The organism is Candidatus Koribacter versatilis Ellin345, from assembly GCF_000014005.1.
Lineage (GTDB): Bacteria > Acidobacteriota > Terriglobia > Terriglobales > Acidobacteriaceae > Korobacter > Korobacter versatilis_A.
The window spans coordinates 1,635,275-1,660,032 of sequence record NC_008009.1; the positions used below are offsets into that span (position 1 = coordinate 1,635,275).

The 24,758-nt window shown below is 59.2% G+C and carries 22 protein-coding genes; 10 read left to right on the forward strand and 12 right to left on the reverse strand.

Annotation, left to right across the window (positions count from 1 at the left end; translation table 11 throughout):
- The first annotated feature begins 73 nt into the window (after positions 1-73).
- The gene (locus ACID345_RS06930) at positions 74-628 is read left to right on the forward strand and encodes a hypothetical protein (RefSeq protein ID WP_011522150.1); all 555 of its coding nucleotides are present in this window, start codon (positions 74-76) and stop codon (positions 626-628) included.
- Here the strand turns inward: ACID345_RS06930 and larB are convergent, their stop codons facing one another.
- Both larB and ACID345_RS06940 read right to left on the reverse strand, forming a co-directional pair.
- Positions 629-1,375, reverse strand: a complete 747-nt coding sequence (gene larB / locus ACID345_RS06935) for a nickel pincer cofactor biosynthesis protein LarB (RefSeq protein WP_011522151.1) — start codon at positions 1,373-1,375, stop codon at positions 629-631. It abuts the gene before it with no gap.
- Between the two features lie 20 nt (positions 1,376-1,395).
- Positions 1,396-3,054, reverse strand: coding sequence for a ChaN family lipoprotein (locus ACID345_RS06940; RefSeq protein ID WP_011522152.1), 1,659 nt, complete (start codon positions 3,052-3,054; stop codon positions 1,396-1,398).
- A 55-nt stretch (positions 3,055-3,109) separates the two neighbouring features.
- On the opposite strand from ACID345_RS06940, the gene ACID345_RS06945 reads away from it, so the two are divergent.
- Positions 3,110-3,703: a UbiX family flavin prenyltransferase gene (locus ACID345_RS06945; RefSeq protein ID WP_011522153.1), complete on the forward strand. Its 594-nt coding sequence runs from the start codon at positions 3,110-3,112 to the stop codon at positions 3,701-3,703.
- 312 nt (positions 3,704-4,015) lie between these two features.
- Here ACID345_RS06945 and ACID345_RS06950 read toward each other — a convergent pair whose 3' ends face one another.
- Complete coding sequence (locus ACID345_RS06950) at positions 4,016-4,456, reverse strand: NUDIX hydrolase (protein ID WP_011522154.1); 441 nt, start codon at positions 4,454-4,456, stop codon at positions 4,016-4,018.
- A gap of 9 nt (positions 4,457-4,465) precedes the next feature.
- Positions 4,466-5,011 (reverse strand): DinB family protein, encoded by a 546-nt coding sequence (locus tag ACID345_RS06955; protein WP_011522155.1) that lies wholly within the window; start codon positions 5,009-5,011, stop codon positions 4,466-4,468.
- A 161-nt stretch (positions 5,012-5,172) separates the two neighbouring features.
- Between ACID345_RS06955 and ACID345_RS06960 the strand changes: the two genes are divergently transcribed.
- Together ACID345_RS06960 and ACID345_RS25210 are read left to right on the forward strand one after the other, a co-directional pair.
- Positions 5,173-5,751, forward strand: coding sequence for a hypothetical protein (locus ACID345_RS06960; RefSeq protein ID WP_041855517.1), 579 nt, complete (start codon positions 5,173-5,175; stop codon positions 5,749-5,751).
- Positions 5,752-5,979: 228 nt separating this feature from the next.
- Positions 5,980-7,053 (forward strand): YXWGXW repeat-containing protein, encoded by a 1,074-nt coding sequence (locus ACID345_RS25210; RefSeq protein WP_011522157.1) that lies wholly within the window; start codon positions 5,980-5,982, stop codon positions 7,051-7,053.
- Positions 7,054-7,421: 368 nt separating this feature from the next.
- Here the strand turns inward: ACID345_RS25210 and ACID345_RS06970 are convergent, their stop codons facing one another.
- Together ACID345_RS06970 and ACID345_RS06975 are read right to left on the reverse strand one after the other, a co-directional pair.
- Positions 7,422-9,365, reverse strand: coding sequence for a hypothetical protein (locus ACID345_RS06970; RefSeq protein ID WP_011522158.1), 1,944 nt, complete (start codon positions 9,363-9,365; stop codon positions 7,422-7,424).
- Between the two features lie 195 nt (positions 9,366-9,560).
- On the reverse strand, positions 9,561-10,451 hold the full coding sequence (locus ACID345_RS06975; protein WP_011522159.1) for a LysR family transcriptional regulator: 891 nt from the start codon (positions 10,449-10,451) through the stop codon (positions 9,561-9,563).
- A gap of 86 nt (positions 10,452-10,537) precedes the next feature.
- Here ACID345_RS06975 and katG point away from each other — a divergent pair, with 86 nt between their 5' ends.
- Both katG and ACID345_RS06985 read left to right on the forward strand, forming a co-directional pair.
- The gene (gene katG / locus ACID345_RS06980) at positions 10,538-12,796 is read left to right on the forward strand and encodes a catalase/peroxidase HPI (protein WP_011522160.1); all 2,259 of its coding nucleotides are present in this window, start codon (positions 10,538-10,540) and stop codon (positions 12,794-12,796) included.
- 113 nt (positions 12,797-12,909) lie between these two features.
- A complete protein-coding gene (locus ACID345_RS06985; protein WP_011522161.1) occupies positions 12,910-13,185 on the forward strand; it encodes a hypothetical protein in 276 nt (91 codons plus the stop codon).
- Between the two features lie 21 nt (positions 13,186-13,206).
- Here ACID345_RS06985 and ACID345_RS06990 read toward each other — a convergent pair whose 3' ends face one another.
- Together ACID345_RS06990 and ACID345_RS06995 are read right to left on the reverse strand one after the other, a co-directional pair.
- Positions 13,207-13,680: a GNAT family N-acetyltransferase gene (locus ACID345_RS06990; protein WP_011522162.1), complete on the reverse strand. Its 474-nt coding sequence runs from the start codon at positions 13,678-13,680 to the stop codon at positions 13,207-13,209.
- Between the two features lie 131 nt (positions 13,681-13,811).
- Entirely contained in the window at positions 13,812-16,532 is a 2,721-nt protein-coding gene (locus tag ACID345_RS06995; RefSeq protein ID WP_011522163.1) for a glycoside hydrolase family 2 protein, read from the reverse strand.
- A 211-nt stretch (positions 16,533-16,743) separates the two neighbouring features.
- Between ACID345_RS06995 and ACID345_RS07000 the strand changes: the two genes are divergently transcribed.
- Positions 16,744-17,106: a PilZ domain-containing protein gene (locus ACID345_RS07000; RefSeq protein ID WP_011522164.1), complete on the forward strand. Its 363-nt coding sequence runs from the start codon at positions 16,744-16,746 to the stop codon at positions 17,104-17,106.
- Between the two features lie 87 nt (positions 17,107-17,193).
- Here ACID345_RS07000 and ACID345_RS07005 read toward each other — a convergent pair whose 3' ends face one another.
- Positions 17,194-17,643 (reverse strand): hypothetical protein, encoded by a 450-nt coding sequence (locus ACID345_RS07005; RefSeq protein WP_011522165.1) that lies wholly within the window; start codon positions 17,641-17,643, stop codon positions 17,194-17,196.
- Between the two features lie 94 nt (positions 17,644-17,737).
- Positions 17,738-19,174 carry a M20/M25/M40 family metallo-hydrolase gene (locus ACID345_RS07010; protein ID WP_148210043.1) on the reverse strand — a complete coding sequence of 479 codons (1,437 nt, stop codon included), beginning with the start codon at positions 19,172-19,174 and terminating at the stop codon, positions 17,738-17,740.
- A 165-nt stretch (positions 19,175-19,339) separates the two neighbouring features.
- Here ACID345_RS07010 and ACID345_RS07015 point away from each other — a divergent pair, with 165 nt between their 5' ends.
- From ACID345_RS07015 to ACID345_RS25215, 3 genes are all read left to right on the forward strand, one after another.
- Positions 19,340-19,819 (forward strand): DUF2844 domain-containing protein, encoded by a 480-nt coding sequence (locus ACID345_RS07015; protein WP_011522167.1) that lies wholly within the window; start codon positions 19,340-19,342, stop codon positions 19,817-19,819.
- A complete protein-coding gene (locus ACID345_RS07020) occupies positions 19,816-21,081 on the forward strand; it encodes a DUF3443 domain-containing protein (RefSeq protein WP_011522168.1) in 1,266 nt (421 codons plus the stop codon). Before ACID345_RS07015 ends, ACID345_RS07020 begins: the two co-directional genes overlap by 4 nt.
- Positions 21,082-21,229: 148 nt before the next feature.
- Positions 21,230-22,060 carry a GGDEF domain-containing protein gene (locus ACID345_RS25215; protein ID WP_011522169.1) on the forward strand — a complete coding sequence of 277 codons (831 nt, stop codon included), beginning with the start codon at positions 21,230-21,232 and terminating at the stop codon, positions 22,058-22,060.
- A gap of 121 nt (positions 22,061-22,181) precedes the next feature.
- Here the strand turns inward: ACID345_RS25215 and ACID345_RS07030 are convergent, their stop codons facing one another.
- Both ACID345_RS07030 and ACID345_RS07035 read right to left on the reverse strand, forming a co-directional pair.
- On the reverse strand, positions 22,182-23,606 hold the full coding sequence (locus ACID345_RS07030; RefSeq protein WP_041855520.1) for a VWA domain-containing protein: 1,425 nt from the start codon (positions 23,604-23,606) through the stop codon (positions 22,182-22,184).
- 173 nt (positions 23,607-23,779) lie between these two features.
- On the reverse strand, positions 23,780-24,751 hold the full coding sequence (locus ACID345_RS07035; protein ID WP_011522171.1) for an NADPH:quinone reductase: 972 nt from the start codon (positions 24,749-24,751) through the stop codon (positions 23,780-23,782).
- Positions 24,752-24,758 lie beyond the last annotated feature (7 nt).

Sequence of the window (24,758 nt, forward strand, 5' to 3'; positions counted from 1 at the left end):
GCGGGCACAAACTCGCGCCGCTTTCGTTCCAACCAACCAACGTCTGACGGGCTAAACTGCCTGGGGAGTGACCATGCGAAAGTTCGCCTTCATCCTGACCTTGCTGTTCGTCGCCGGCGCGGCCTTTGCGCAAACCGATACCCAGCAGAGTTCGTCGTCGCAGCAAACCCAGACGCAATCCCAAACGCCGCCACCCGACCAGCCCAAAGACAAGAAGAAGGACAAAAAGAAGAAGGGCCAGGACGACGCGATCAATGCCGAGGAGTTCTCCGATCGCGTGACCGACAACGTGATGCGCGACCTGAAGGACGGCCTGGAAGGCCACATGGAGCGCCTTGTCCTATCGGTCTTCGACGATAACCAGATGGATGGCTATCTCCAGTTCGAAGACCAGATCGAGCAATTTTTCAATAAGTACGACGCCTTCCGCATTCACTACCGCATCATTCAGAACAGCGTGGAAGGCGGGAAGGGAATCGCCGTCGTCGAGATGCAGATGGAAGCCGTCCCGCGCACGGGCAGCGCCCCACAGTTGCGTCGTGATCAGCAGATCCGTTTCGAACTCGAGCGCGGCAAAAAAGGCTGGAAGATTGTGGACTTCCGCCCGCGCGATTTCTTCATGCCGTAACTAGAGGCGGTTGATCATCGAGGCGACATAGCCTGCACCGAAACCGTTATCAATATTCACGACGGTCACATTCGACGCGCACGAATTCAGCATGCCCAGCAGCGCGGCCAGTCCGCCGAACGCCGCGCCGTAACCTACGCTGGTGGGCACGGCAATTACCGGAACCGAAGTCAATCCACCGACAACACTTGGCAACGCGCCTTCCATGCCGGCGCACACGATGAGCACCCGCGCGCCCATCAGCACCTCGCGGCGGGCCAGCAGGCGGTGAATGCCTGCGACGCCGACGTCGAAAACATGCTGCACTTCGTTGCCCATCAGTTCGGCAGTGACGACCGCTTCTTCCGCAACCGGGATGTCGCTGGTTCCCGCTGAGACAACGACAATTGTTCCTTTGCCATAAATCTTGTTGTCCTGGCGCAGGAAGACCGCGCGTGCGAGTTCGTTGTATTCGGCTTTCTTGAACTTCTTCTTCACGGCGCGAAATTGCTCTTCCGTCGCACGCGTAGCGAGAACATTGTTGCCGCGCTTCGCCAGCGAAGCGAAGATCTTTGCCATGTGGTCCGGACGCTTGCCGGGGCCAAAGATGACCTCCGCCATGCCCACGCGCACCGCGCGATGATGATCTACATTGGCGAAGCCGAGGTCTTCAAAAGGGAGATGGCGCAACTGCTGCACGGCATCGTCGGTCGTGAGATCGCCCGATTTCACTTGCTGGAAGAGCTTTTTGATTGCTTCTGCGTTCATGATTTCCGGAGTTCAGGGTATCAGGAAACCAGTTTCATCGGGCGTGTGGCGCAACGCTTGGCGATGCCGAAATACGTGGCCTCCGCTGCTCCCGGGGCGCTCAGATCGCAGAAGAACAGCGTTCGCAGCGCGCGCTTGCTGATTTGTCCGGAGAGATAGGCTTCATAAAGCTGGTGGCCCAGCAGCTCGCCCAGTTGTCGCGTGAGATACGTGAACCTCCTGCCGGTGGCAGCGATCCCATGCTCCAGGAGGACCGGCCGGCGGAAGTACTTGCCGCGATGCGTTTCGAAATCCTTGTGCATTACCAGGAAGTCCAAGAGGCCTTCCAGCTCTTCCTGAGGGAAGTCAGAGCGCGGATCGGTCGAGGCGTACAAGGCATACAAATGCTCCTCATGCAGCACCGGTCGCGACGGATACAGCACGCGCGAACCGAAGATGCGCAGCGCGCACTCGAGTACCTGCGCGTAAAAATTGTCTTCAGCTTTGCGCTCGATGATACTCACTGGCACCTTGCCGATCGCCGCACGGCACGCGCGATGCACGAAGTGCGCGATCTCCTCGGTCATGTGCAGCATTTCGAAGTGCCGCATGAAAAACGAGTTCAAGCGTGGCACGTAGCAGCAGCCCTGCTCGTGCAGCTTGCGCAGGATCATCGGCAACTCGGCCTCGGCATGTTTGCGGAGCGCGAGCTTAATGATGCCTTCGTCGGTGGGCCGGTAGCAGACCTCGGGAAAGACATCCACCAGGCTCATGCCCGTGTTGCCGGCGGTCGCGGTGTACTTATCAATGTTCAGGAACTGGAGCAGCGCGTCGGCGAGGTTCAGCACGGTCGGTGCCATGTCCAGCGAAGCCCGCGGCTCGCGCGCCCAGCGCTCCAGGTACATGCGGTAGCTCTCGTACTTCTCCAGCGGCGTGGCGTTGAAGACGCAGATCACATCCTCGCGCACGCAAACGGCTTCCACGCGGTCGCGACGTTCGCCGCCGGCTTTCCAATAGAGTGCGTCCACGTTTTGCAGGACGGTCGTGACCTTCTCGTCCGGCAGCACGCTGCGAATTTCCATCGGCAGGTGCATGGGCGCCAGGTGCGACTCGCCGAAGAGCACCACGATCTTCGCGTTTGGCTGCTCCTTGCGAATCCGGCGCAGGCGGTGCGCGGCGTGGATGTCTCGCCGTGCGATCTTGCGGAGATCGTTACGCGGACAGCAATCGAGGCCATAGATCCGAACGCAGTTGGCGCGGGCAGTTTCCAGCAGCCGATACATGGGAAACCAGTCGTAGCCCCAGTCGGTGTCGAAGCGGAGGCGTTCGCGCAGCTCAGCGCCATCAATTTCGCGTGAGGTCCATTCATCGAGCAGGTGCTGGTCGCGGGCGAAGATCATCTCCAACCCGAGTAGGACCGGGCCTTCCGAGGCAAGTTGGGTAATGACTTTTTCGCAATAAAGCTGCGAACTGGCGAGGGCGTGGTAGTCGCCGACGAGCACGATATCGCTGGCGGCAAGCTGCTCGCGGACTTGTCCCGCGGTGATAACCGAGTGGTAGGATTGGAAGGCTTCGGTGAACTCCCGCAGGTATTTCCGCCGGCTGTGCGGGTCGGTGGCGCGGATGGTCCGCTCGACCTCCGCGAGAGCATGCATTTGCGCGGCGTTGCGCCGGAGCCTGAGGGTGGATGTTGTCGCCATGAGCGTGCGCGATACTGCCGCAGAATAGGATGCGTCCACGGGGGCAGCAGCAACCTTGATCCTGACAATTGCTACGACCGGGGCCAGCGGTTCGATTTTTCTTCGCGAGACCCTGCGCCGCGTGGAAGCGGACCAGCGCGTTGAGCGCGTGAACTTTATCGCCTCCGACAGCGGCCTGCGCGTGATCGCCGAAGAGCTCGGCCTCAGCGGTCGCAACGGCCTGGTCCAGCAGCTACTTGGCTCGTCTTCGACGAAAATCCAGCAGCTCAATAATGACGACATCGGCGCCAATGTCGCCAGCGGATCGTACCCGACCGACGCCATGTTGGTTATCCCGTGCAGCATGGGAACTTTGGCGAAGATTGCCAACGGAATTGCCGACCAGCTCATCGAACGAGCAGCGGACGTGTGCCTGAAAGAACAGCGCAAGCTGGTGCTCTGCGTCCGTGAAACGCCGCTGAATAAAATCCACATTCGCAACATGGGCCTTGCTGCCGATGCCGGTGCGACCATCTTCCCGGTCATCCCTGCCTTTTACGACCAGCCGCAATCTCCCGACCAGATGGCCAGCCAGTTTGTCTGCCGCGTGCTCCAGCATTTGGGCTTGTCGCAAGACGATATGTATCGCTGGAAGGCCGGAAATCCGTAGGTTTTGCCCTGAAGTTGCAAGGTACTCACCTTCTTGATAATGTGTGGCTCACACCGGGAAGGAGGTGGTCCGATGACCTTGTCTGACAGTTGTGGTAGATCTTCGAACCTGAAGATTGGTGAGGTGGCTGAGGCTTAGGGCGTCGCGCCCGAAGTGCTCGCAAACCCCATGGGTTTTGCTGAGGCCGCGCAAAGCGTGACCGCCTCTAGCCAATCCCAACAGTACACCGGAAAAGGCTCGCCGCTGCTACGCAGTGTGGCGGGCCTTTTTCTCGTTGAAGCAAAATCTTGAAACACGAAGGGAACGAAGGACTCACGAAGGTTGGTTGGGGAATCTTTCGAAGCCTTTGCGCAGCACTCCCTGCGTGGCGGGACGCAGACCGAAATCGTCAATCTCCTGCGGCCTAATCCAGCGGGCGTCGCTCACATCGGTTGCGGCTTCCAGCTCGCCGCCCGTCACGCGACAGAGATAATCCACCAGCACGTAGTGATACTGGCAGCGACCGTCGGCGTCGCGCCAGATGCTGTCGAACAACTCCAGTACCTCGCCGGGCTCGACAACCAAGCCAGTCTCTTCGAGGACTTCTCGCGCGACCGCATCGACGAGCTTCTCGCCGAGTTCAACGAGACCGCCGGGGATGGACCACTCGCCTTTAAGCGGTTCGGTGGCGCGGCGCACAATCAACGCGCGGCCTTCACGGATCACCACGCCACCAACGCCCAATAGCGGACGCTCAGGATATTCACGCGACATCCCAACAGCTTACTTCACGCCCTGGTCCGGGTTCCACGAGCCTTGCAGCTTGCGCATCGCGACGATCTCGCCCGTGTGGTAGGCGTTGTGTTCGGCGATGCGCGATAGGGTCGATGCGATCTTCGCGAGCTTGGCATCGTCGGCGCCTTCCACGATCTTCTCGATCGCGGTCATATCGTCGTCGAACTGCTTCAGGGTGGCGTCCCAGTTCTTCGGGTCGTACTTAGTGAAGGTCTCGTCATTGTTGCCGTCGAACTTCGGGGGCTTTTCGCCCTTCAACTGAATGAGCGCCTGCGAGTTCCAGAACGTCATGTGGTAGAGAAGCTGGCCGGGGCTGTGATTGCCCTTGCCTTGAACGAACGTCGATTGTTCGGCAGTGAGGCCGGCAGTCGCGTCCTTCACGGAGACGAACCAGTTCTTCTGGTTGTGGGTTTCGTGCAGTTCCTGCAGCAACAGGTCTTTCATGGTTACCGGCTTGGGTTTCTGTGGGGCATCCTGGGCAAAGACTGGCACGGCGGCGAGTACAAGTACGACAAGAGAAAGCAACCGCTTCATGAGTAGGTCCTTTCGTGATCGCGCTATGGGTGCGCCGCGGAATCATAAACGCCACGGTGGTTTACGCAAGCCCATTCGTCCCCCGAAGCGCACAGTTCGTGGCGGAAACTTGGGCACTCCTTCACGGTGCGCGGTGTCTATTACGAGTGGAGGCTCACAACGTGAACGCTCGTCGCAAAGTCGCTCTGGGAGCGGCTGTTCCGTTCCTGCTCGTGGGATGCGTGCTGCTCGTAATGGGCGCCTTTTCGAAGACGGAATTTGAGCGCGAACACGGCGCTGCGCTGAAGGACAATCCCTGGGGCGTGGAGTTAACGCTGCAAATCGCGAACGGTCAGAGGCAGTTTCATCCTGGCGACACGCTGCGCTTCAGAGAGTTCTACACCGCAAAGTCACCGCGGATGTGGCAGCTTGAAGTCCTCGAAGATGGCAACGATGCTGACGCCGCGAACCTTGCGTTCATCTCCAATGGTTCGGCGACCATAAGACAACCGTATTCCACCGTGCGAACTGCGTCGAACAAGTGGCGCTTCGTCACGCTCGATACCGATCCGCTGCGTGTGCCGTACTTCAATCAAAATGCCGAATGGCATTCGATCACGCTGCCGCGCGAACCAGGCCGCTACCAGATCTACGTGCAGACGCACCGCCTGGTCCTGCGCAAAGGCGGCGGACTCGATCCCTCCACGCACATTGGCTATCCGCTGACCTCGGAATTAATCGACATCGAAATCATCGGCTAAATCGTCGAGTTCCACCGGCACTCTCGTGACAGGAGCCTTTGTGCCAGTGTCTGTCTCCGCGTCTCCACATAGACTTGCCTCAATCGCGGCGGCCACCTTCCTGCATCCCTCGATCCGGTGACTCGCCGCAACCTCGAACAACATTCCGGTTTAGAGCAAACGTATTGGGCCTCTGCGGATCATATCTCTGCAGGCAGTACATGGCTGTCGCACTGAGAGGAGACGAAGATGCAACGCATTCGAACCAAATACTGGATCGCACTCTGCGTTTTGCTGCTCGCGGTTTCAGGGAGTGCACTGGCGCAGGTAGCAATTTCCGTCAGCTTTGGGCCGCCCGCCATTCCGGTGTACGAACAACCCCTGTGCCCGGGTGATGGCTACATCTGGACTCCGGGTTACTGGGCTTGGGACGCAGACATTGACGACTATTACTGGGTGCCGGGCACCTGGGTGCTCGCGCCGGAAGTGGGATTTCTGTGGACGCCCCCGTGGTGGGGATGGGAGGCCGGAGTCTTCATCTTCCATGACGGGTATTGGGGACCGCACGTCGGCTTCTACGGCGGCATCAACTATGGCTTCGGCTACTTCGGCGACGGCTATTGGGGCGGACGCTGGCAAGGGGGTCGCTTCTTCTATAACCGCGAAGTTACGCGAGTCAACGTCACCAACATCACCAACGTCTATAACGAGCACGTGACCATCAACAACAACAGCCACGTGAGTTACCACGGCGGCGAAGGTGGCATCGCGGCGCGGCCCACGCGCGAGCAGGAAGAATGGGCGCGCGAGCGGCACATCGCGCCAGTAGGCCCGCAACGTGAACACGAACATGCCGCGCGGCAGAACCCCCAACTGCACGCCAAGGCGAACCAGGGAAGGCCGCCGATCGCGGCAACGGAGAAGCCCGGCGACTTCCGCGGGCATGTCATTCCCGCAAAAGAAGCGGGTGCGCCTTACCGGCCAGAGGCCCGCGGGACGACGGAGAACAAAGCTTACGTTCATCCGAAGGACCTGCCGCCAACCGAGCACATGCCTACGCCGAACACCGGCGACACGAAGTTGGACAAGAAGTACCAGCAACAGCAGGACAAGCTCTATGCGAAACAGGAAAAGGATCGGCAGAAGCTGCAGCAGAAGCAGGACAGCGAACACGTGAAGCTGCAACAGCAACATATGCCTCCAGAGCGGCAACAAGGTGTGGAACAGAAACACCGGCAACAGACGCAGTCCATGGCGGAGAAGCACACCCAGCAGCGCCAGCAGATGCAGTCACGACAGGCGCCTCCACCGCACAAACGGTGATTGATCGGAAGAACTAAAGCCCATCCTGCGGGATGGGCTTTTTATTTATCTGGACCCAATAGTCCGTGGCCTGCCGTACACCCCACAAAGCGGCTACGCAAAATGGCAATGTCACATGGTTGCGCAAGTATTTAACCGATATGTGGGATAGCCCTCGCTTCGTAACATTGTCACGATGGAGGCGTGACGGACCAGGAAGAGCAACTCGCCAACCTTCGCGAACTTGAAAGCGAGCTGCGTGAAGCCATGGGCAGGATCGACGAGCCTCCATCTCTGTCACGACTCTACTGGATACTGAAAGAAGTTCGGGATCGGATTCGCGAAGTTGTCGCCCTGCCTGCCGCCTGAGTCCTTCCCGCTCCGCGAACTCACTTCATGTAGTAGACCACCGAGATCACCGGGTTATTCGTGGTATGCGAAAACGGCGCACAGCCTCCTGAATTTTGCGTCAGCACGATTTGAAGATCGTAAACCGAGTTGAATGGGACACTCAGGAACATGTTTGACCACGTCGGGATGCCCTCGATGATGTCCAGGTTGACCTTGGGTGTACTTGGATTTCCTGGTTGCTCGAGCGTGATGATCGCGTCGTTGCCGCAGTTCCCAACTCCCTTGTTGTTGGTGGATCCAAAAATTCCGGTGACCACGATGTCGCGTTCCGGATGGATGTAACCGAGAGTCGACCCGAGCAGGCCGGAGTCGCCGGTATCGCCGAACAGGTAACCGGTGAACACCATGCGCGAATTGCTGCTCACGGGAACGTCCTGATTAATGCTCATGGTGCCGTTCTGAACCACGAACTGCCCGCCGACAATGCCCGGCGCATCGACTTTCAAAGTTGCATTGCCGCCGAGGGAGAGCCCGGTTTCCGCGCGCACCGTAGTGTTCGAATGCAGGAAGCTCGATGTGACATCGCCGGCGCTTACAGGCGCCTGGATGATCACCGACTGGGGATTTGGGCCTCCGTAGAACAGCAAGTGTCCGGCTCCTTGCGAGGCGCCCGTGCCGGTGGTGACGAACTGCCAGCCACTTCCGCTGCCGCTGTTGTTGAAGAGCGTGAAGTAGGTTCCGGCGGTACTGTCACTGGCTGCGTTCAACGGCGTAGGACTGGATAAACCTTGCAGGATCAGGTCTCCATTCATGGTTTGCACGCCGAAATTGGGTAGCGTTCCGGGGAAAGTCTGGCCGGAAGCGAAGGTGACGGGCCCGTTGAAACTCGCTGCGCCGGCGGTGAGGTTCCCGTTGCCAAGCACGCTGAAGACTTCGCTCGATCCGCTGCCAGAGAGGCCGCTCAATAATTTTCCGCCCGCGGTGTTTTGCAGGATGGCAGAGGTGCCGCTGACGCTCGCCACAGACGCACGTACGCCGACAGTGCTGCCTGTTGTCGCCGTCGAAGTGCCATAGATGCCGATGCCGCTGGTGGAAGCCGTTGTGCCACGGAAGCCGATTGCCAGCCCGGTGGTCGCAGTGTTCTGGCCGAAGACGCCGTAGCCATTCGGCGCCGCCGAAATTCCTTTCACGCCAGTCGCCGTGCCGCTAGTTCCGCCCGCTGTGCCGTATACGGAGATGCCGCTATCAGCAACCGTTGATCCACGCACACCAATCGCGAGGCCCGTTGCCGCAGTGTTCGCGCCAGAGACACCAACCCCCGCACTCGACGCGGTCGTTCCGGAAACGCCGTTGGCAGAAATCGAATTCGACACCAGGCCATTGCCGGCGCCTTTCTGTGTGACGAGGACAACCTGGTTTGCGGTGTTGTCAGTGAAGTTCGTGGCAGTACTCGTTAAGACGTTGCCTTTTGCGCCCGCGTCTTTCTTCGTTGTTGCGGATTTCGTGGGTGCAGTTTGTTGCTGCTGCAACTGCTGTTGCACCAGGTTGGTGACTTTTTCGGTCGTCACGAACTCGCTGGCGCTATGTCCAGCGAGGGTCTCGGCCTCGGCGGCTTTCAACGCATAAGGCACGCTGACCAGCAGTACGCGCTGCTCAGGACGGCCTTCCACGCGAATCGAGAGCCATTGCGCTTCACCGGAAGTAAACAGGTCGAAGGGTAGTCCCTCGGCTTTAGTTGCGCCAAGCAGGATGGTGTACTTGCCGTCTTCAAGCTGCACGTTCTGTGTTTCAGTCCACAGTGCGGCATCGTCGCGATCGCTCTTATGCAAGCTGAAGGTGATGGCAACCCGGCCGGTAGCGCCTTTTACGGTACCGGCAAAACGAATGAGATGCGGTACAACCACTTCCGTCGCAGGCTGCGTTTGCGAAAAACCAACCAAGGTAATGGCAAGCAGTACGACGACTGCGCACACGAATTTCATGGTGCTGCTCCTCGAGAGATGAATTGGAAGCCCGGAGCCGTCGGAGAAAGGGAAGTCGGAAAGGGGCGCGACTGAGAAAGGAGAAAAGTGTGGCGTAGCATAGCCCAACTACGTCACCGCCTCAATGCGGTAATAGGACGATGGGAGTTTCGCCGGAAGGACACTAGGACATCCGCAACAGTGCTGATGAAGAGGTTACGGCTTCGCCGATTTCCCGCACGCATCGCGCATTTGCTTCAGCAGCAAGCGTTGTGCGCGCCCCTGAAAGTGGTGGCGCGAAGTCACGATGCCAACCTTGCGCGAGCTGTGCTTGCCGGAGATCGGAATGAACTTGCATCCGGGATGCGGCTGCACCGCCATCGCGGGTACCGCAGAAACGCCCATCCCAGCGGAGACCATGGCGAGGATCGTGGCGAACTGTCCGCTCTCGAATACGACGCTCGGGGACATCGCCGCCTGATTACAGGCGGCGATCACGCTGTCGCGGAAACAGTGGCCTTCCTTCAGCAACAGAAACGGTTCGCGGTTCAAATCAGCGAGGCTGATGGACGCACGCGAAGCGCGGCGATGTTTCTCCGGCAGCACCGCATAAAACTTCTCTTCGAAAAGCTCCTCACTGGCGAGTTCCGTGCCTGGAATCGGCAATGCGGCGATTGCCATATCAATGCTGCCGTCATGCAGACGCTGCAATAGGACGGGCGTGATGTCTTCGGAGATCTTGACCGTAACGTCGGGATGGCGCACCGATAAGCCGTTGAGCAACTTGGGAAGCAAGTACGCGGCGATGGTGGGAATAATGCCAACTGTGACTTCGCCCTTCTCGTTGCTCGTCATCTCAAGCAGCTCGGTCTTGGCCTCATCCAACTGTCGCAGGATACGTTCCGCGTTGGGCAGAAACGCTTTGCCAAAAACCGTGAGCTTTGCCGAGCGCGGCAGACGATCGAAGAGGCGCGCGCCGAGTTCGGCTTCGAGCTTGAGGATCTGCTGCGAGAGCGAAGGCTGCGCCACGTGCTCCACCTCGGAGGCGCGGGTGAACGTGCCGTGGCGCGCGACAGCGCAAAAATAGCGAAGCTGGTGGACTTCCATCGGGTCCCGTCCTAAGACGCAGTTCCTATGGGATACATAGGAAAGATATATTTTACCTCTGGCAACCGGGGGAAGAATATGGTCGGATGGAAAATGAACTCGTATCTAAAGTGAAGGCGCCTGTACCGGGCAATCAGACCAACACCTTGAACGAAGCCAAGTGTCCCGTAGGTGCCCATACGCTAGCGGGCGCGCGGAGCAACGCCAATTGGTGGCCAAACCAGCTCAACATCAATATCCTGCACCAACACTCTCCGCTCTCTGACCCGATGCCCGAGGGCTTCAATTACGCCGAAGAGTTCAAGACCCTCGATCTCGATGCCGTCGTCAAAGACCTCCGCCACCTCATGACCGATTCGCAGCCATGGTGGCCGGCCGACTACGGGCACTACGGGCCGTTTTTCATTCGTATGGCATGGCACAGCGCAGGCACGTATCGCATAGGAGACGGCCGCGGCGGCGCCGGTTCCGGCGAGCAGCGCTTCGCTCCCCTCAATAGCTGGCCCGACAACGGCAACCTCGACAAGGCACGCCGCCTTCTCTGGCCCATCAAGCAGAAGTACGGACGCAAACTCTCGTGGGCCGACCTAATGGTCCTGGCCGGCAACGTCGCGCTGGAATCCATGGGCTTCAAGACCTTCGGTTTTGCCGGCGGACGCGAAGACGTTTGGGAGCCGAGCGAAGACATCTACTGGGGTCCGGAAGGCAAGTGGCTCGACGACAAGCGCTACAGCGGCGAGCGCGACCTTGAGAACCCTCTGGGCGCGGTGCAAATGGGCCTGATCTACGTGAATCCCGAAGGCCCGAACGGCAAGCCCGATCCGGCGGCGGCGGCCGTCGACATCCGCGAGACCTTTGCTCGTATGGCGATGAATGACGAGGAAACGGTTGCGTTGATTGCCGGCGGCCACACCTTCGGTAAGACTCACGGTGCAGGCGTTCCGACGGAGTATGTCGGTCCCGAACCGGAGGGCGCGGGCATCGAAGAGCAAGGCCTGGGCTGGAAGAACAAGCTAGGCCACGGACACGGCTACCACACCATTACCAGCGGCCTGGAAGGCGCGTGGACCACGAATCCCATCAAGTGGGACAACGGCTTCTTCGACAACCTGTTCGGCTACGACTGGGAACTGACCAAGAGCCCGGCAGGCGCCAACCAGTGGACGCCGAAGAATGGTGCCGGCAAAGACACAGTTCCAGACGCGCATGACAAGACCAAGCGTCACGCGCCGTTTATGGCGACCACCGATATTTCGCTGAAGGTTGATCCGATCTACGGGCCGATCTCGAAGCGCTTCCACGAGCACCCGCAGGAGTTCGCAGACGCGTTCGCAAAGGCCTGGTACAAGCTCACCCATCGCGATATGGGTCCGCTGCCACGCTATCTCGGCAAGCTGGTTCCGAAAGAGCCGCAGGTTTGGCAGGATCCCGTTCCAGCTGTCGATCACGAACTGGTGAACGACAGCGATGTAGCGGCGCTGAAGGCAAAGCTTCTCGCGTCCGGCCTGACGGTCTCGCAACTGGTCACGACGGCATGGGCTGCGGCATCGTCGTTCCGCGGCTCCGACAAGCGTGGTGGCGCTAATGGCGCGCGCATTCGCCTGACTCCGCAAAAAGACTGGGAAGTAAACCAGCCGAAGGAGTTGGCGAAGGTGCTGCCCGTGCTCGAAAAAATCCAGCACGACTTCAATGCGCAGGGCGGCAAGAAGAAAATATCGCTGGCCGACCTGATTATTCTCGGCGGTTGCGCCGCGGTGGAAGAGGCGGCGAAGAAGGGCGGCCATAGCGTGAAAGTTCCGTTCACGCCGGGTCGCACTGACGCTTCGCAGGAACATACCGATGTGAAGTCGTTCTCCGTGATGGAGCCGAAGGCCGATGGCTTCCGCAACTATCACCAGAAGGGACAACCGCGTCCGGCGGAGGAGATGTTGGTGGACAAAGCGCAACTGCTGCGTCTCACCGCTCCGGAGATGACGGCGCTCGTCGGCGGCTTGCGCGTGCTCGGCGCGAATTACGGGCACTCCAAGCATGGCGTATTTACCAGCCATCCCGAGACGCTGACGAACGATTTCTTCGTCAACCTGCTCGATATGAACAATCGTTGGCAGCCCTCGGGCGCTGATGGCGTATACGAAGCGCGCGACCGCCAGGGCGACCACGTGAAGTGGACTGCCACCCGCGTGGACCTCATCTTCGGTTCGCACTCGCAGCTGCGCGCATTTGCCGAGGTCTATGCCTGCAATGACGCCAAGGAGAAGTTCGTACACGACTTCGTGGCGGCGTGGACCAAGGTGATGAACCTCGACCGCTACGACCTGGCGAAGAAGAAGGCCGCAGCGAATTAACCATCGCAACCCGCTGCTCTGTTTTCCGCGAGACAAAACAGCCTGTTTTGTAGAACAATGCCGGTCGCGTCTTTTGACGACGGCCGGCATTTTCACGGATCCGTGGGGTACTCGTGGCTCACTTGCATCGTAATGCGCATGACCAGGCGCTCATCCAACTGATCGAAGCGGATGTGGATATCGGCTTCAGCCTGGTGGACGAAGTGCGCGCGTACCGTCTTTCCGGCCAGCCGGAATTCAGTGTGCGTGCATTTCAGAACGCGATTGAGATCGTCGCCGACATCGAACGCCGGCTACAACATCTTGGAGGCTCCGGAGCCGAAGCGTTTCTTCCGCTGCTCGGCGAATTGCGCGATGAACTCGCGGCGGTGGAGAGGGAAGACCGCTAGTCGTTACCTGCCCCAACAAAATTACAAGCGAACCTCCAGGTAGCAGGCGTCGGCGTGCGGATTGCCTTGGTAGTAGGGAGGGATTTCGTAGAACCCAAGCGTGCGGTAAATCCGGTTGGCGTCCGGCATTTTGCCCGGGATCGTGTCCAGCCGTATGAACTCGTAGCCTGCCTCGCGGGCCTCGGAGATGAGTCGCACGATCATCGCGTAGCCGAGCTGATGTCCGCGAAACTCCGGCCGCACGAAGACACGCTTCATCTCACAGACCTTCGGGTCGAGTGGTCGGAACGCACCACATCCGGCCGGAAGGCCATCGCAGCGCGCAAGAAGCAATCGCCCGGTCGGGGAAGCATATTTACCGGGAAGCGTCGTGAGTTCTTCGTCGAAGTTCTGAAAGTCCAGCGGGAAGGCGAGCCATGCGGCGTACTCGCGAAATAGCTCTGCGACATGAGCAATGTCCAAGGGAGACTCGGCGAGAGTGATTTGCGCGGGCATTTCGTGTTCTTATGTTGGCGCTGAGCCCACCGATATGTCCAATATCTTGTTCGTGCGAATCAAGACGCATCTGATATCAGGCACAAAAAAAGCGGCGCTCTTCGCGCCGCTGAGGTTGAGGGTATAGCTTGCTACTTGCTTGCTGCTGCTGCAGAGAGAGGTACCGCACCCGGCGTAATATTCCAGCCATCCACTTCCAGTACCGGCGTCTTCCCGTCGAGTTCCTTGGCATCGAACGTCGCGGTGAGTTCGCGCTTTTCCTTGGGTAGCATGGAGACGTAGTTGTCGCTCCATAGGATCGGGGCGATATCGTCTCCGCCTTTGCCCTTGGCAATCGCGAGGTGGGTCATGAACGCCAGCGAGGTCGAGGCATTCTGCAGCCCAACGCGGACGACAACTTTGCCGTCTTTGTGTTCCACCGTAGCGTGCACTTCCGGTTTTACTTTCTCAAGCGAGTTGAGCTGGGTCAGATCGCCCCAGCCGGTGATTTCGCTATCGAAGAACGTGCTCTTGCTTGCGTCGAAGGTGTCGGCCTTGGTTGAGAGCCAGTAGAAGTTATTGCTCACCGGCTTGCCCTGCGCATCTTCAGCGTCGAGACGAACGAAGTACGTCGTGCTCAGGCCATCGATATTCGGAAGAGTAATCGGCTTAGCAACGCCATCGGCATCCACGTCCACCGTTGCGGTCTTGCTGAACTTTTCGCTCAGGTCGAAATTCAGCACCCGCGCCGTGACCTTCAGCCCCTTCACCGGCTCGTAGGTCGAGTTGATGACGGCGATGGAGTTGTCGTCATACGAGTACGCAACGTGTACCGGTTCGCAAGCCTTTTTAGTGCCAAAGTAGCCGCCTGCGGGAGTGAGGTAGTAGTCGTACAGGTGCCAGATGATCCCCGGCCACGCATTGTTCAGCATCCACTGGATCACGCCCGTAGAGCTGTACTTGTTGCGGGAATAGCCTTCGTACATGGCGCGCTCATTTTCGTATGCCATGGCCTGGCCCTTGGTCGCGAACTCTTCCGCGGAATTCGCAGCGCCATAACGCTGTGTCATCGCGTTGGTAAAGCGGTGGATGTCTTTAAACTCGCCGCCGCCCGCATGGTAGTTCCAGACCTCATCAATCGGCCATAGATGGTCGGCTGGAATCGTCTTCTTCAGCGACTTCATCGTCAGCGGTGCGGCGCCGGCGCTGGTTTCGGTGTTGAAGCTGAAGCTGCCGCCAAGAATCTTGTCCTGCATCCAGTAATCCGGCGGGACGTAATCGTACGGGCCGCTCATCTTCCCGCCCGTGCGCCCGGTGACCTCCGTCACCTTCGCGGTCGCGGACGACATCGTCGGTATCTGGATGTTCATTTCTTTTTCGATCGCGAGATACTTCGACTCCACCTCCGCGATCGGCGGATTGTCGCTGCCGTTCAGCCACAGGAACACGCTGGGATGCTGGCGCAGTTCGTACATCTGCGAGCGCAGGGAAGCATACGCGACATCGAAATTTTCCGGCTTCCACTTTTCCCACTGCTCCCACCAATCGCAGCAGCACCAGCCCGCCATCACCAACACGCCGTACTCGTCTGCCACATCGTAGAGTTCGGGGTTTTCCATCTTGCCTTCAAGACGGATCGCGTTCAGGTGCATGTCGAGCACGTAGTGCAGTTCGCTCTCCAGCCGGGCGCGCGAGAAGCGCAGCATCATGTCCGGCGCCCAGCCGCCACCGCGAATCAAAATGCGGCGTCCGTTGATGGAAATAAGGCGGCCCTTGTCGTTATCACCGAGCACGCCTTTCACTTCACGGATACCGAAGCGCAAGGTGGACTCGTCCGTCACTTTGCCACCAGCGACGAATTCAAATTTCATATTGTGCAGCGTGGGCAGGCCCATCTGCGCTGGCCACCATAGCTTCGGGTGCTGGATAACCAACTGCTTGAACTGTTGCGGATCGAACGTGACCAGCTTGTTCTCGCCCTTCGCGAGGGTCACCTTCTGCTCGATGTTTACGCCCGGCATCGAAGCGCGCAGCGTGCCTTCCACGGGCGCGTCGCTGTCGTTGCGAACTTCCGCGCTGACTTCGAGTGAGGCGGTGCTCAGGTCGTCGGCCACATGGCTGTTGATCTGCGGATTGCGCACCGCTACGCCGCCGTTATAGCTGAGGAACACTTCACGCCACAGGCCCATGTTCTTGTCCGGCGGCGAGGGGTTCCAATCCACCCAGTTGTAGCCCAGTTCGTTACCGGCGGTCGCGGTCACTTCTACGGCGAGGACGTTGGTTCCAGTCTTCAATTCCACGGGAAGTTCGTAGTGCCGGTAGGTGCCGACAATGTGGTCCTTATCGGCAATCTGCTTTCCGTTCATCCAAATGTTGGCGCGATACGTAATCCCATTGAAATGAAGATTCGCGTGACGCCCTTTTTGGGCCGCAGACGCGGTAAACTCAGTGCGGTACCACCACGAGCACGCGTAGGGGCTATCGGGATCCATGTCGCGGCGTGCAAATACCGTTCCAATTGGATAGGTGACGCCGGGAATCTGGCGCAGATTCATTCCGAAGAACGGATCTTTGAAAATCCCCGCCGTGACTTGCGCCGCAAATACGGTCGAAGGTACTGAAGTCGGGATCCATCCGGTAGCTTTGAAGGCCGCGGTGGAAATCTCAGGGCCTTTGGCTTGCACCTTACAGGAAGACTGGATCGCCCAGTTCTTGTCGAGTTTCTGGGTCTGGCGCAGTGCAGCCTCACGATGCGCAGCAGCTGCGTCGGTGGGGGCTGGAGCGGCGGCCTGAGCGGCGCTGAAGGTCGAAATGAGAATAACGGCTGCGAGCGGAGCTAGTAGATAGCGTTTCAGGGCGGTTCTCCTGGCCATGTATCGTTTACCCGCAAGGATTATAGAGAGAGAAGCCGGTTTCGGGGGAAAAAGTTCTTTATTAAAACGGTTCAAAGTGGAAACGAGCAGGGAGTACAATCAGGTGTCCTCAACCAAGTGCCTCCCACTGCCGATCTACTTTTTGTAAACATCGCGTCAGCCCTCTTGAGCCGTTAACACGTATGTGGTACATGATGAATAACGATAAACCATGGGTCCCACAAGAAAAGAATCAAGAATTCCGGCCGTAGTTCCGATTCGTATCTCCGCCATCAATGAAGACGGCGATTCAGTGAACTGTCTCGCGCACACGCTCAACGTGTCCCGACGCGGCGCCCGCATTGCCGGCGTCACTCTGCCCTTGCGTCTCGGTGTCGTCATTCGTATTACGCGCGGGCGAGCCGCTGCTAACTTCCGCGTCGTTTGGGTCGGAACGAAGGAAACGAACTCCCACCAGCACATCGGCGTGGAGAGTCTTGAGTTGGTCAGCAATTTCTGGGGACTCGAGCAGCTTCAACCGGTCTCAGCCGACGCCGAACGCGAAGGCCAGCAGCGCCGCATCTCTTCCAAATAAGTCTGTCATCCTGAGCGAAGCGTGCGAAGCACGCGCAGTCGAAGGACCCATATCCTCGCCCCAATGCCTTCGCTTGCACAGCGAAAACTACCCGCTCTTCGTAAACACCCACTTGTTATCGTCTTCGTGGGCGATGAGCGTCCTGCCGCCGTCGCTCAAGGTGTAGCGCACGGTCTTCTGCATCTCGCCACTCTTGCTGTCCGTCTTCCACTCCAGCACCAGTTGCGATCCCTGCCAGTACATGTGGGTGCGCTTCACGCCCTCGCGGCCCTTCGACTCCAGCGGCTTGCCATCGGTGCGCCCGTGGACGCTCCAGGCGGACGACTTCCCGTGCTGCACCTCGGTCCGGCGCAGGTGGAAATCAGGATCATTTTGATGGATATACAGCGTGACGGAATCCGGCGCCTTGCTATTCAGGCTGCTCCGCCCGCTGTCGAGCTTCCAGACGCCGGTAAAGTTCGGATGCGAATCCTGGGCCGGCAACGTGAGGCAGCACAGCAGCAATACCGCAACGACGAAAATGGACTTCAAACGCATAAACGTGGCACTAAGAGTGGTCTGGAGGTGCCATCATAAGGAACCCGGCACCCTGCCGCAAGGTACCACTTGTGTGATCTTTAGTCCTTAGATGTTATTTCATCCAGTCGGGAACAGGTTTTGCGATTCTCGGCAGCGTTTTGGCGCAGTTTGCCAGCCCGTACGCGAGTACCCCGACCAGCGCCCCGTTCTCCCGAAGTTCTTTCGGATCAACTTTATCGAGCGTGTCGGCGGCCGTGTGGTGGTAATCGAAGTACTTCCGGCTGTCCATCAGCGGGGCAAATCCCGGAACTCCGGCCCACGATAGCGGGCTGATGTCGGCTCCCGCCTCTTCACCAGTTCGGTTTACGACCACGCCCATTTCTTCCAGCAGGGGCGCAATCGGCGCCAGCACTTTGAAGGCTTCATCTGAGCTGTCGGTAATGTAGCCGATCGGATGCCCGGCGCCGGTATCGCTCTCAATGGTCCCAAAATGCTTTGCCGCCGGATAGTCCTTTGCGTACTGCAGCGCTCCGCTGATGCCGCCTTCTTCATCCACCCACGCTACAAAGCGGATCGTCCGTTTCGGGTGCAAATTCAAACGATGAATCGTCTCCACCGCTTGCATCGCAATCGCCACGCCGGCGCCGTCGTCAATCGCGCCGGTGCCCAGGTCCCATGAGTCGAGGTGCCCGGAGACAATCACGTACTCATCGGGATGTTCGCTGCCCTTGAGATCTGCGATCACGTTATAGCCGGTCACAGGCTCGAGCATCTCGGTGTTAAGCACAAGTTTCATCTGCACCGGTCCGCGCTTGGTGAGCCGCGCAAGAAGATCGGCGTCTTCCGCACTCACCGCCGCCGCGGGAACATTCTTGCCCTTCGGATCCACCAGCGTCAGTCCGGTGTGTGGAAGACGATAATCCGCACTTCCTACGGACCGCACCAGCGCGCCCACTGCTCCAAGCTTCGCTGCTTCCGCCGGACCAATGCCGCGATAACGAACCGCGTCTCCATAAGCGTCGAAGGAATATCCGGCATCGCGCAGACGGTCGTCATACTTCGCGTTGAAGAGAACGATCTTGCCTTGCACTTTGTCGCCGAGCGCATGCAGTTCGTCGGAGTTATTCACGACGACGACTTCCGCCGTAACGCCATCGGCCGGAGTACCCACGCTATGTCCGAGCGCAGTGAGAACAATTTTTTGCGGAAAATGATTGGCCTGGCCCGGATAGGTCACCAGCTCACCACTTTCGTTACGCCGCACCCAATGGGGCACCGTCGCTTTCTCCAGCGTCACTTCCAGGCCAAGCTTTCGCATCTCTGCCGCAACGTAGTCTGCCGCGGCGTTATACTGCGCCGAGCCTGTCAGGCGCGGGCCAATGCTGTCGGTGAGGTAGGAGAGTTCCTGGTATCCGTAATCACTGCTAAGCGCAGCATCGCGGATGTCGCGCATGTCGTTGATCTCCTTCGGAGTCCACGCGTTCTGGGCAAAACCGAAAGAGCAAAACAAAGTGGGCACCACGAAAAGGCGCGCGAGCGAACGAATCATTTTTTCTCCAACGTGAGCCGACGAGAGTTGTTCATTATTCCTAACACACATTTACATTCTGTGTCCCTTGCGGCAGCAGACATTCCGGCCCGAGCCCCGTCCCACCTTTCAGCACGAAACAACATCTCTCAATCTGGAGTCGAATTGCGTACCTCAGTGGGGTCTATGAGATCTGTACGTGGATGGTTGCGAAAGAGCTTAACCGTTGCCGCGGGTGCCGCACTGCTGCTCCTGCCGGCGACGGCCAATGCCGAGTTAGGCGGAAACGAAAATTCAGTCAAAGCTGACCAGCAGCGCTTGCGCGGATCGCTCCAGGTGAATCGCGCACAGTCCTATGCTGTTCACGAAATTCGGACCGACTCGAACGCGGTGGTGCGGGAGTACGTCTCGCCTGCCGGCAAAGTTTTCGGTGTCTCCTACCACGGCCCTGTGATCGGCGAGAGCAACTCGGTGCTGGGTAGCTACTCCGCACAGCTCGCGCAGGCAATGAAGTCCGCACACAATGGACGTCACATGGGCGGTCCGGTGATCGTCCGGGTTGGCGACGTCGTCTATGAGGCGACCGGACACCTGCGCTCCTACCATGTGCGCGCGTACGTGGCGAGCGCGGTGCCGCAAGGCGTCGCAACGGAGGAGATCCGATGAAGCGCATCCTCTCGCTCTTGCTCCTTAGCGCATTGCTCGTGATCCTTGCGGCCTGCAGCAGCAGCAAATCCATCGACAACGGCGGTGGCGGCGGTGGTGGCGGCACCGTGGCCAACTCCGTCGCATTGAGCGTTGGCCCCGGGCCTTCCGACCTGACCAATGGTGGCTATGCCAACATCCTGTTTGCCACCGTGACCGTCTGCCAGCCGGGTACTTCGAACTGCACCGCGATCGACCACGTCCTTGTGGATACCGGCTCGTTCGGGCTTCGCATCTTCTCCAGTGAACTTCCCAGCGGCTTCACCCTGAGCCCGATTGCGTCCGGCAGTGGCTCGCTCTATGAATGCCTGCCTTTCGTGGATAGCTACGCGTGGGGCCCAGTCGTCTCGGCTGACATTGAGATGGCGGGCGAAAAGGGTTCATCGGTGCCGGTTCAGTTGATGATGAATACGGCTGCTCCAACCACCTGCACTTCGACGGTCGCTGTCGCCGGCAGCTCGCAGGTTTCCACCGTCAATGATCTCGGCGCCAAGGGCATTCTCGGTGTCGGAAACTTCGGTACCGACTGTGGCACCTACTGCACTACGGTCCAGAAATTCGACTTGTACTTCGGTTGCTCCAGTTCTTCCGCGAGTTCCTGCACTCAGGCCGCGACCCCCGAGTCCAACCAGGTGGTGAATCCGGTGCAGACCTTCGCCGCCGACAACAACGGCGTCATGATCCAGCTGGGTAGCCCCGACAGCGGTTCGGGAACCGCATCCGGCACCATGTTCTTCGGTGTCGGGACGCAATCGAACAACACTCCGGCTTCCGGCGTCACTGCGGTGAAGCTCGATTCGAAGGGTGATTTCACTACTAAGTTCCAATCCACCACCTACGGTTCCAGCTACGCGGACACCGGTTCCAACGCATATTTCTTCGGCACCATCACCAACACAACCACGCTGACCACGAGCACGGGCATCACAGGCTGCAACCTGGGAACGGCTGCGAACCCGGCGTACTTCTACTGCCCATCCTCGGAGCTCAGCGAATCGGCGACGATGGCCGCTTCGGCGACCCCAACGTCCACAACCACAGTGAACTTCAAGGTCGGCAACGCGAACACGACGACTGGGTTTGCGCTCGACGACCTTGCCGGCACCAACACCGATGACACCTCGTTCGACTGGGGACTCCCGTTCTTCTTCGGACGCACCGTGTTCATCGGTTTTGACGGCGCCAGCAGCTCACTTGCCTCAGGGTCGTACATCGCCTTCTGATAAAGCGTATGTGCCTGAAAATGCCCGGTTTCCCGGGCATTTTCCTTTTCGTGCCATGCCCGTTTGTCACACCTCAGTAACCTTGCGCTCCCACAAATTTCGCGCATACTGAAGGCTCAACTCCGCCTGCATTCCGGGCGGCCAAGGCATGAACCTGCCCACGCCACAACTCGATGCCTCGCAGCATTCCAAGGGGATGCTCGCGAGCCTCAGCCAGCAACTCGCTTCCATCGAGAAACGTGACACGGAATTATGGCTGATCCTGCTTTCGATTGGAGCCATGGTAGGCGGATGCCTGCTCCTGGTGCTGGCGCCGGCGGCATTCCTGCGTGGCGGACAATTTCACTTCGAGGTCTCCATCAGCAAGGAGAGCTTCTTCGGCCTGATCGCGCTCTTGACCATTGCCAACGGCTATATCGTTACGCGACGCTTCCAGTACCGCAAGGTGCGCCAGCAACTGATCTCGTCCACCATTCAGAACGAACTGGTGCGGCTACAGTCCTTCACCGATCCGCTGACCGAGGTCTATAACCGCCGCTCGCTCGACGACATGGCCGGCCGCTATATCAGCAGCGCGCGCCGCCGCAAGACCGACCTCACCTTCATGCTCATTGATGTGGACAAGTTCCGCCAAGTGAACAGCAAGTTCGGCCACCTTACCGGCGACGTGGTGCTCGCCGAAGTCGCGGCCCTGCTGCGGACTTCCGTGCGCGGCTCCGATGCGGTGGTGCGCTACGGGGGCGATGAGTTCCTCATCATCCTTCCGGAGTCCACCGCCGAGCACGCCACCCACGTCGTGGACCGCATAAATCGCAACCTCACCGACTGGAACCACAGCGGCCAGCTCAAGGACTTCGAACTGTCGCTCAGCATCGGCGTAGCGCAATGGAAGGACGGCGCCACCCTCGACGAAACCCTGGATGCCGCCGACCACAAAATGTACGCGATGAAGGGCGCCCAAACCGCCCACTCAAAATAATCCTGCCGGCTGTTCTTCTTAGCGTAAGCCGACACACCATCTCCCCTACCACAACTCTCTCTTGTCATCCAGAGGAGGGCGTCAGCCCGACGTGGGATCTGCTGTCCTCTCGCGTAAGCCGCTAATCCGGAAACTCAATCCCAATCGCTTCCGCCATCTGCACCGCCGCCGTGCGCAGTTGCCGCGTGTCGCTCGCAAAACTCACCTGCCCGCCTGAATACGCCGCCAGCGACTCCAACTGACGCCGCCCCGAATCGCCATCCACATCAAGCCCAATGCAATCCACCCGCACCGTATTCAGTTTCTGCGAGAGCGTAAGCGGATTGTCCTTCGACGGCGTATTCCGCCCATCCGAAATCACCAGCAACAGCCGGTTCTTGTTGGTCGCAATGCGCTCCAGGTGTCCCGCAGCAAAGCCCACGGCATCGAGCAGGGCAGTGCCGCTCTCCGCTTTGATCTGCTCCATCGCTTCTTCCAGAAGCTTCGGATTACCGGTGAGGTCCTGCTCGAATTGCAGGCTCTTGCCATACGCCATGATGAACACTTCATCGTCGTTGCGCAGGTGCCGGATCATGTCGGTAAGCGCGTCGAGGATCTGTCGGCGGTTCTCCTTCGTCAGGTGTTCTGTCTGAATCAAAATGCCCATCGAGACGGGAGACGTGCGCGCCACATACTCACGCTTAAACGTCGGCTGCGGAATCTCCTCAGGGTTCGTCTCACGCGGTTCGGATTGCGGCTGCACTCCCGGCCGCGTTGGCGGCACGTTCTTCGCGACTATTGGGGCCTCAGGCTGCGTCGCTGGCGCACGTCGCGGCATGCCCGGCGTCGTCGCCGCGGCAAGATACTCGTTCCACGATGCAGTCGTACCGCCCTGTTTTTCGAAGCGTTTCTGCGCGTAATTTGCGATCTGCTGTCCCGCCGGCGTTCCTTGCGTCAGGTTCACTGTGCGCGCGAGATAGAGATAGCCCTCCTGCTGCATCGCGTCTTTCCCGTCGAGCAGCGCCAACGAAAGTCCGTAAAGATAACGCGGGTCCTGTGGACGAATGGCAACCGCCTCGTGCAGATATCGGCGCGCCGCTTCGTAATCTTTATCCGCGAGATATCCAAGGCCTGCTTCGCCATCGAGCACCGCGACCACCTGCCGCTGTAGCAGGATGAACTCGCCCTCACGCATGCCTTCCGGCCGATGCATTTGCGGATACACCTGGATCCCGGCCTTCGCTATTTCAAAAGCCTGTGCCGCCGCTTTCTTGTCGGCGCGACCGGTGGTCTCTGCGCGCGTTTCAGCCACGACCGCCATCGCCAGCGCATTGTGCGGATCAATCTGCCGCAACTCTTGCGCATATTGGCGCGACTGGTCACGCTGGCCGCTTTCCATCGCGTCCCATACCAGGACTTCAAGCGCATCCTCGCGCAAATCACTCTGCGGATGTTCCTTTAGAAACCGCGCCATCCACGCACTCCGGTCGGAGATGCGGCTTTGGCGCACGGCAGTGGTATAGAGATCGAGTTCGTTCTGCGCGAGGGAGACTCCGGATGCAGTCATGCACGCGGCAAAAACCAATACAGAGTTGCGCAATTTCGAAACTGTGGACATAGGCCTGTGGGCTGGGCTAGCTCATAACTACGATGCCAGCAGCACAGGCGAATGCTGCTCAAGAAATCGGACTAAGGCAAAAGGCACGCCGGAGCGTGCCCTTTAGAACTAAGCAGCAGGAACTACGGAACCAGCACAAGCTTGCCGTGCGAGGAACTCTCAATCACATCCACCTGCGCCTTCGCCGCATCCGCCAGCGGATATTCCTTTGAAACCACCGGTTTCGCGACACCAATCTCCAGCGCTGACCCAATCGCCGAATAAATCGCTGACTTCTCCACATCGCTCGCGGTCGGCAACGACATCCCGAGAATCGCCCCATCTTTTGCCATGATATCGCGCGGATTCACTTCGATCGAGCCGCGATTGCCAATCACGACGATGCGCCCATGACGTCCCAGCATCTGCATATCTTTTGCGAGGTTTTTATTGGCCAACATCTCGAGAATCACATCCGGCCCTTGCTTCCCGCGAAGGTTGCAGATATTCGCAACTCTCTGCGCCAGGTCCTCGGCGCTGTGATTGAACGCATAGTGCGCGCCGTGCTCCTGCACCAGCGAAAGCCCTTTATCGCTTCCCGCCGTGCCAATGACGAGACATCCATACGCCCGCGCCAATTGCACCGCCGCCAGTCCCACTGCACCGCTCGCGCCATTGATAAACACGATCTCATTCGGCAGCGACTTCGCGCGCTGGAACAACCCGCGATAAGCCGTGCCGTAGGGAATACCCACCGCCGCGCCCTGCGCGAAGCTCACATTCTTCGGCAGCAGATGCACCTGCGATTCGCTACTTAAGCTGTATTCCGCGTAAGTGCCCGTCGAACTCCCGGCGAGATATACGCGATCGCCAGCCTTCACCGATTTCACATCGCCGCCGACGGAGTGCACGATGCCCGCACCGTCGTTGCCCGGCGTCCACGGCAGCTTCGGTAACGACGGATACTTGCCGCTGCGCTGATACGTCTCTACCGGGTTCACGCCCGCGGCCTTGATCTGCACCACCACTTCGTGGGCGCCGGGCTTCGGCTCCGGCACTTCTTCCAGCTTCAATACCTCAGGACCGCCAAATTCATGGACGCGAATCGCTTTCATCGGGCCT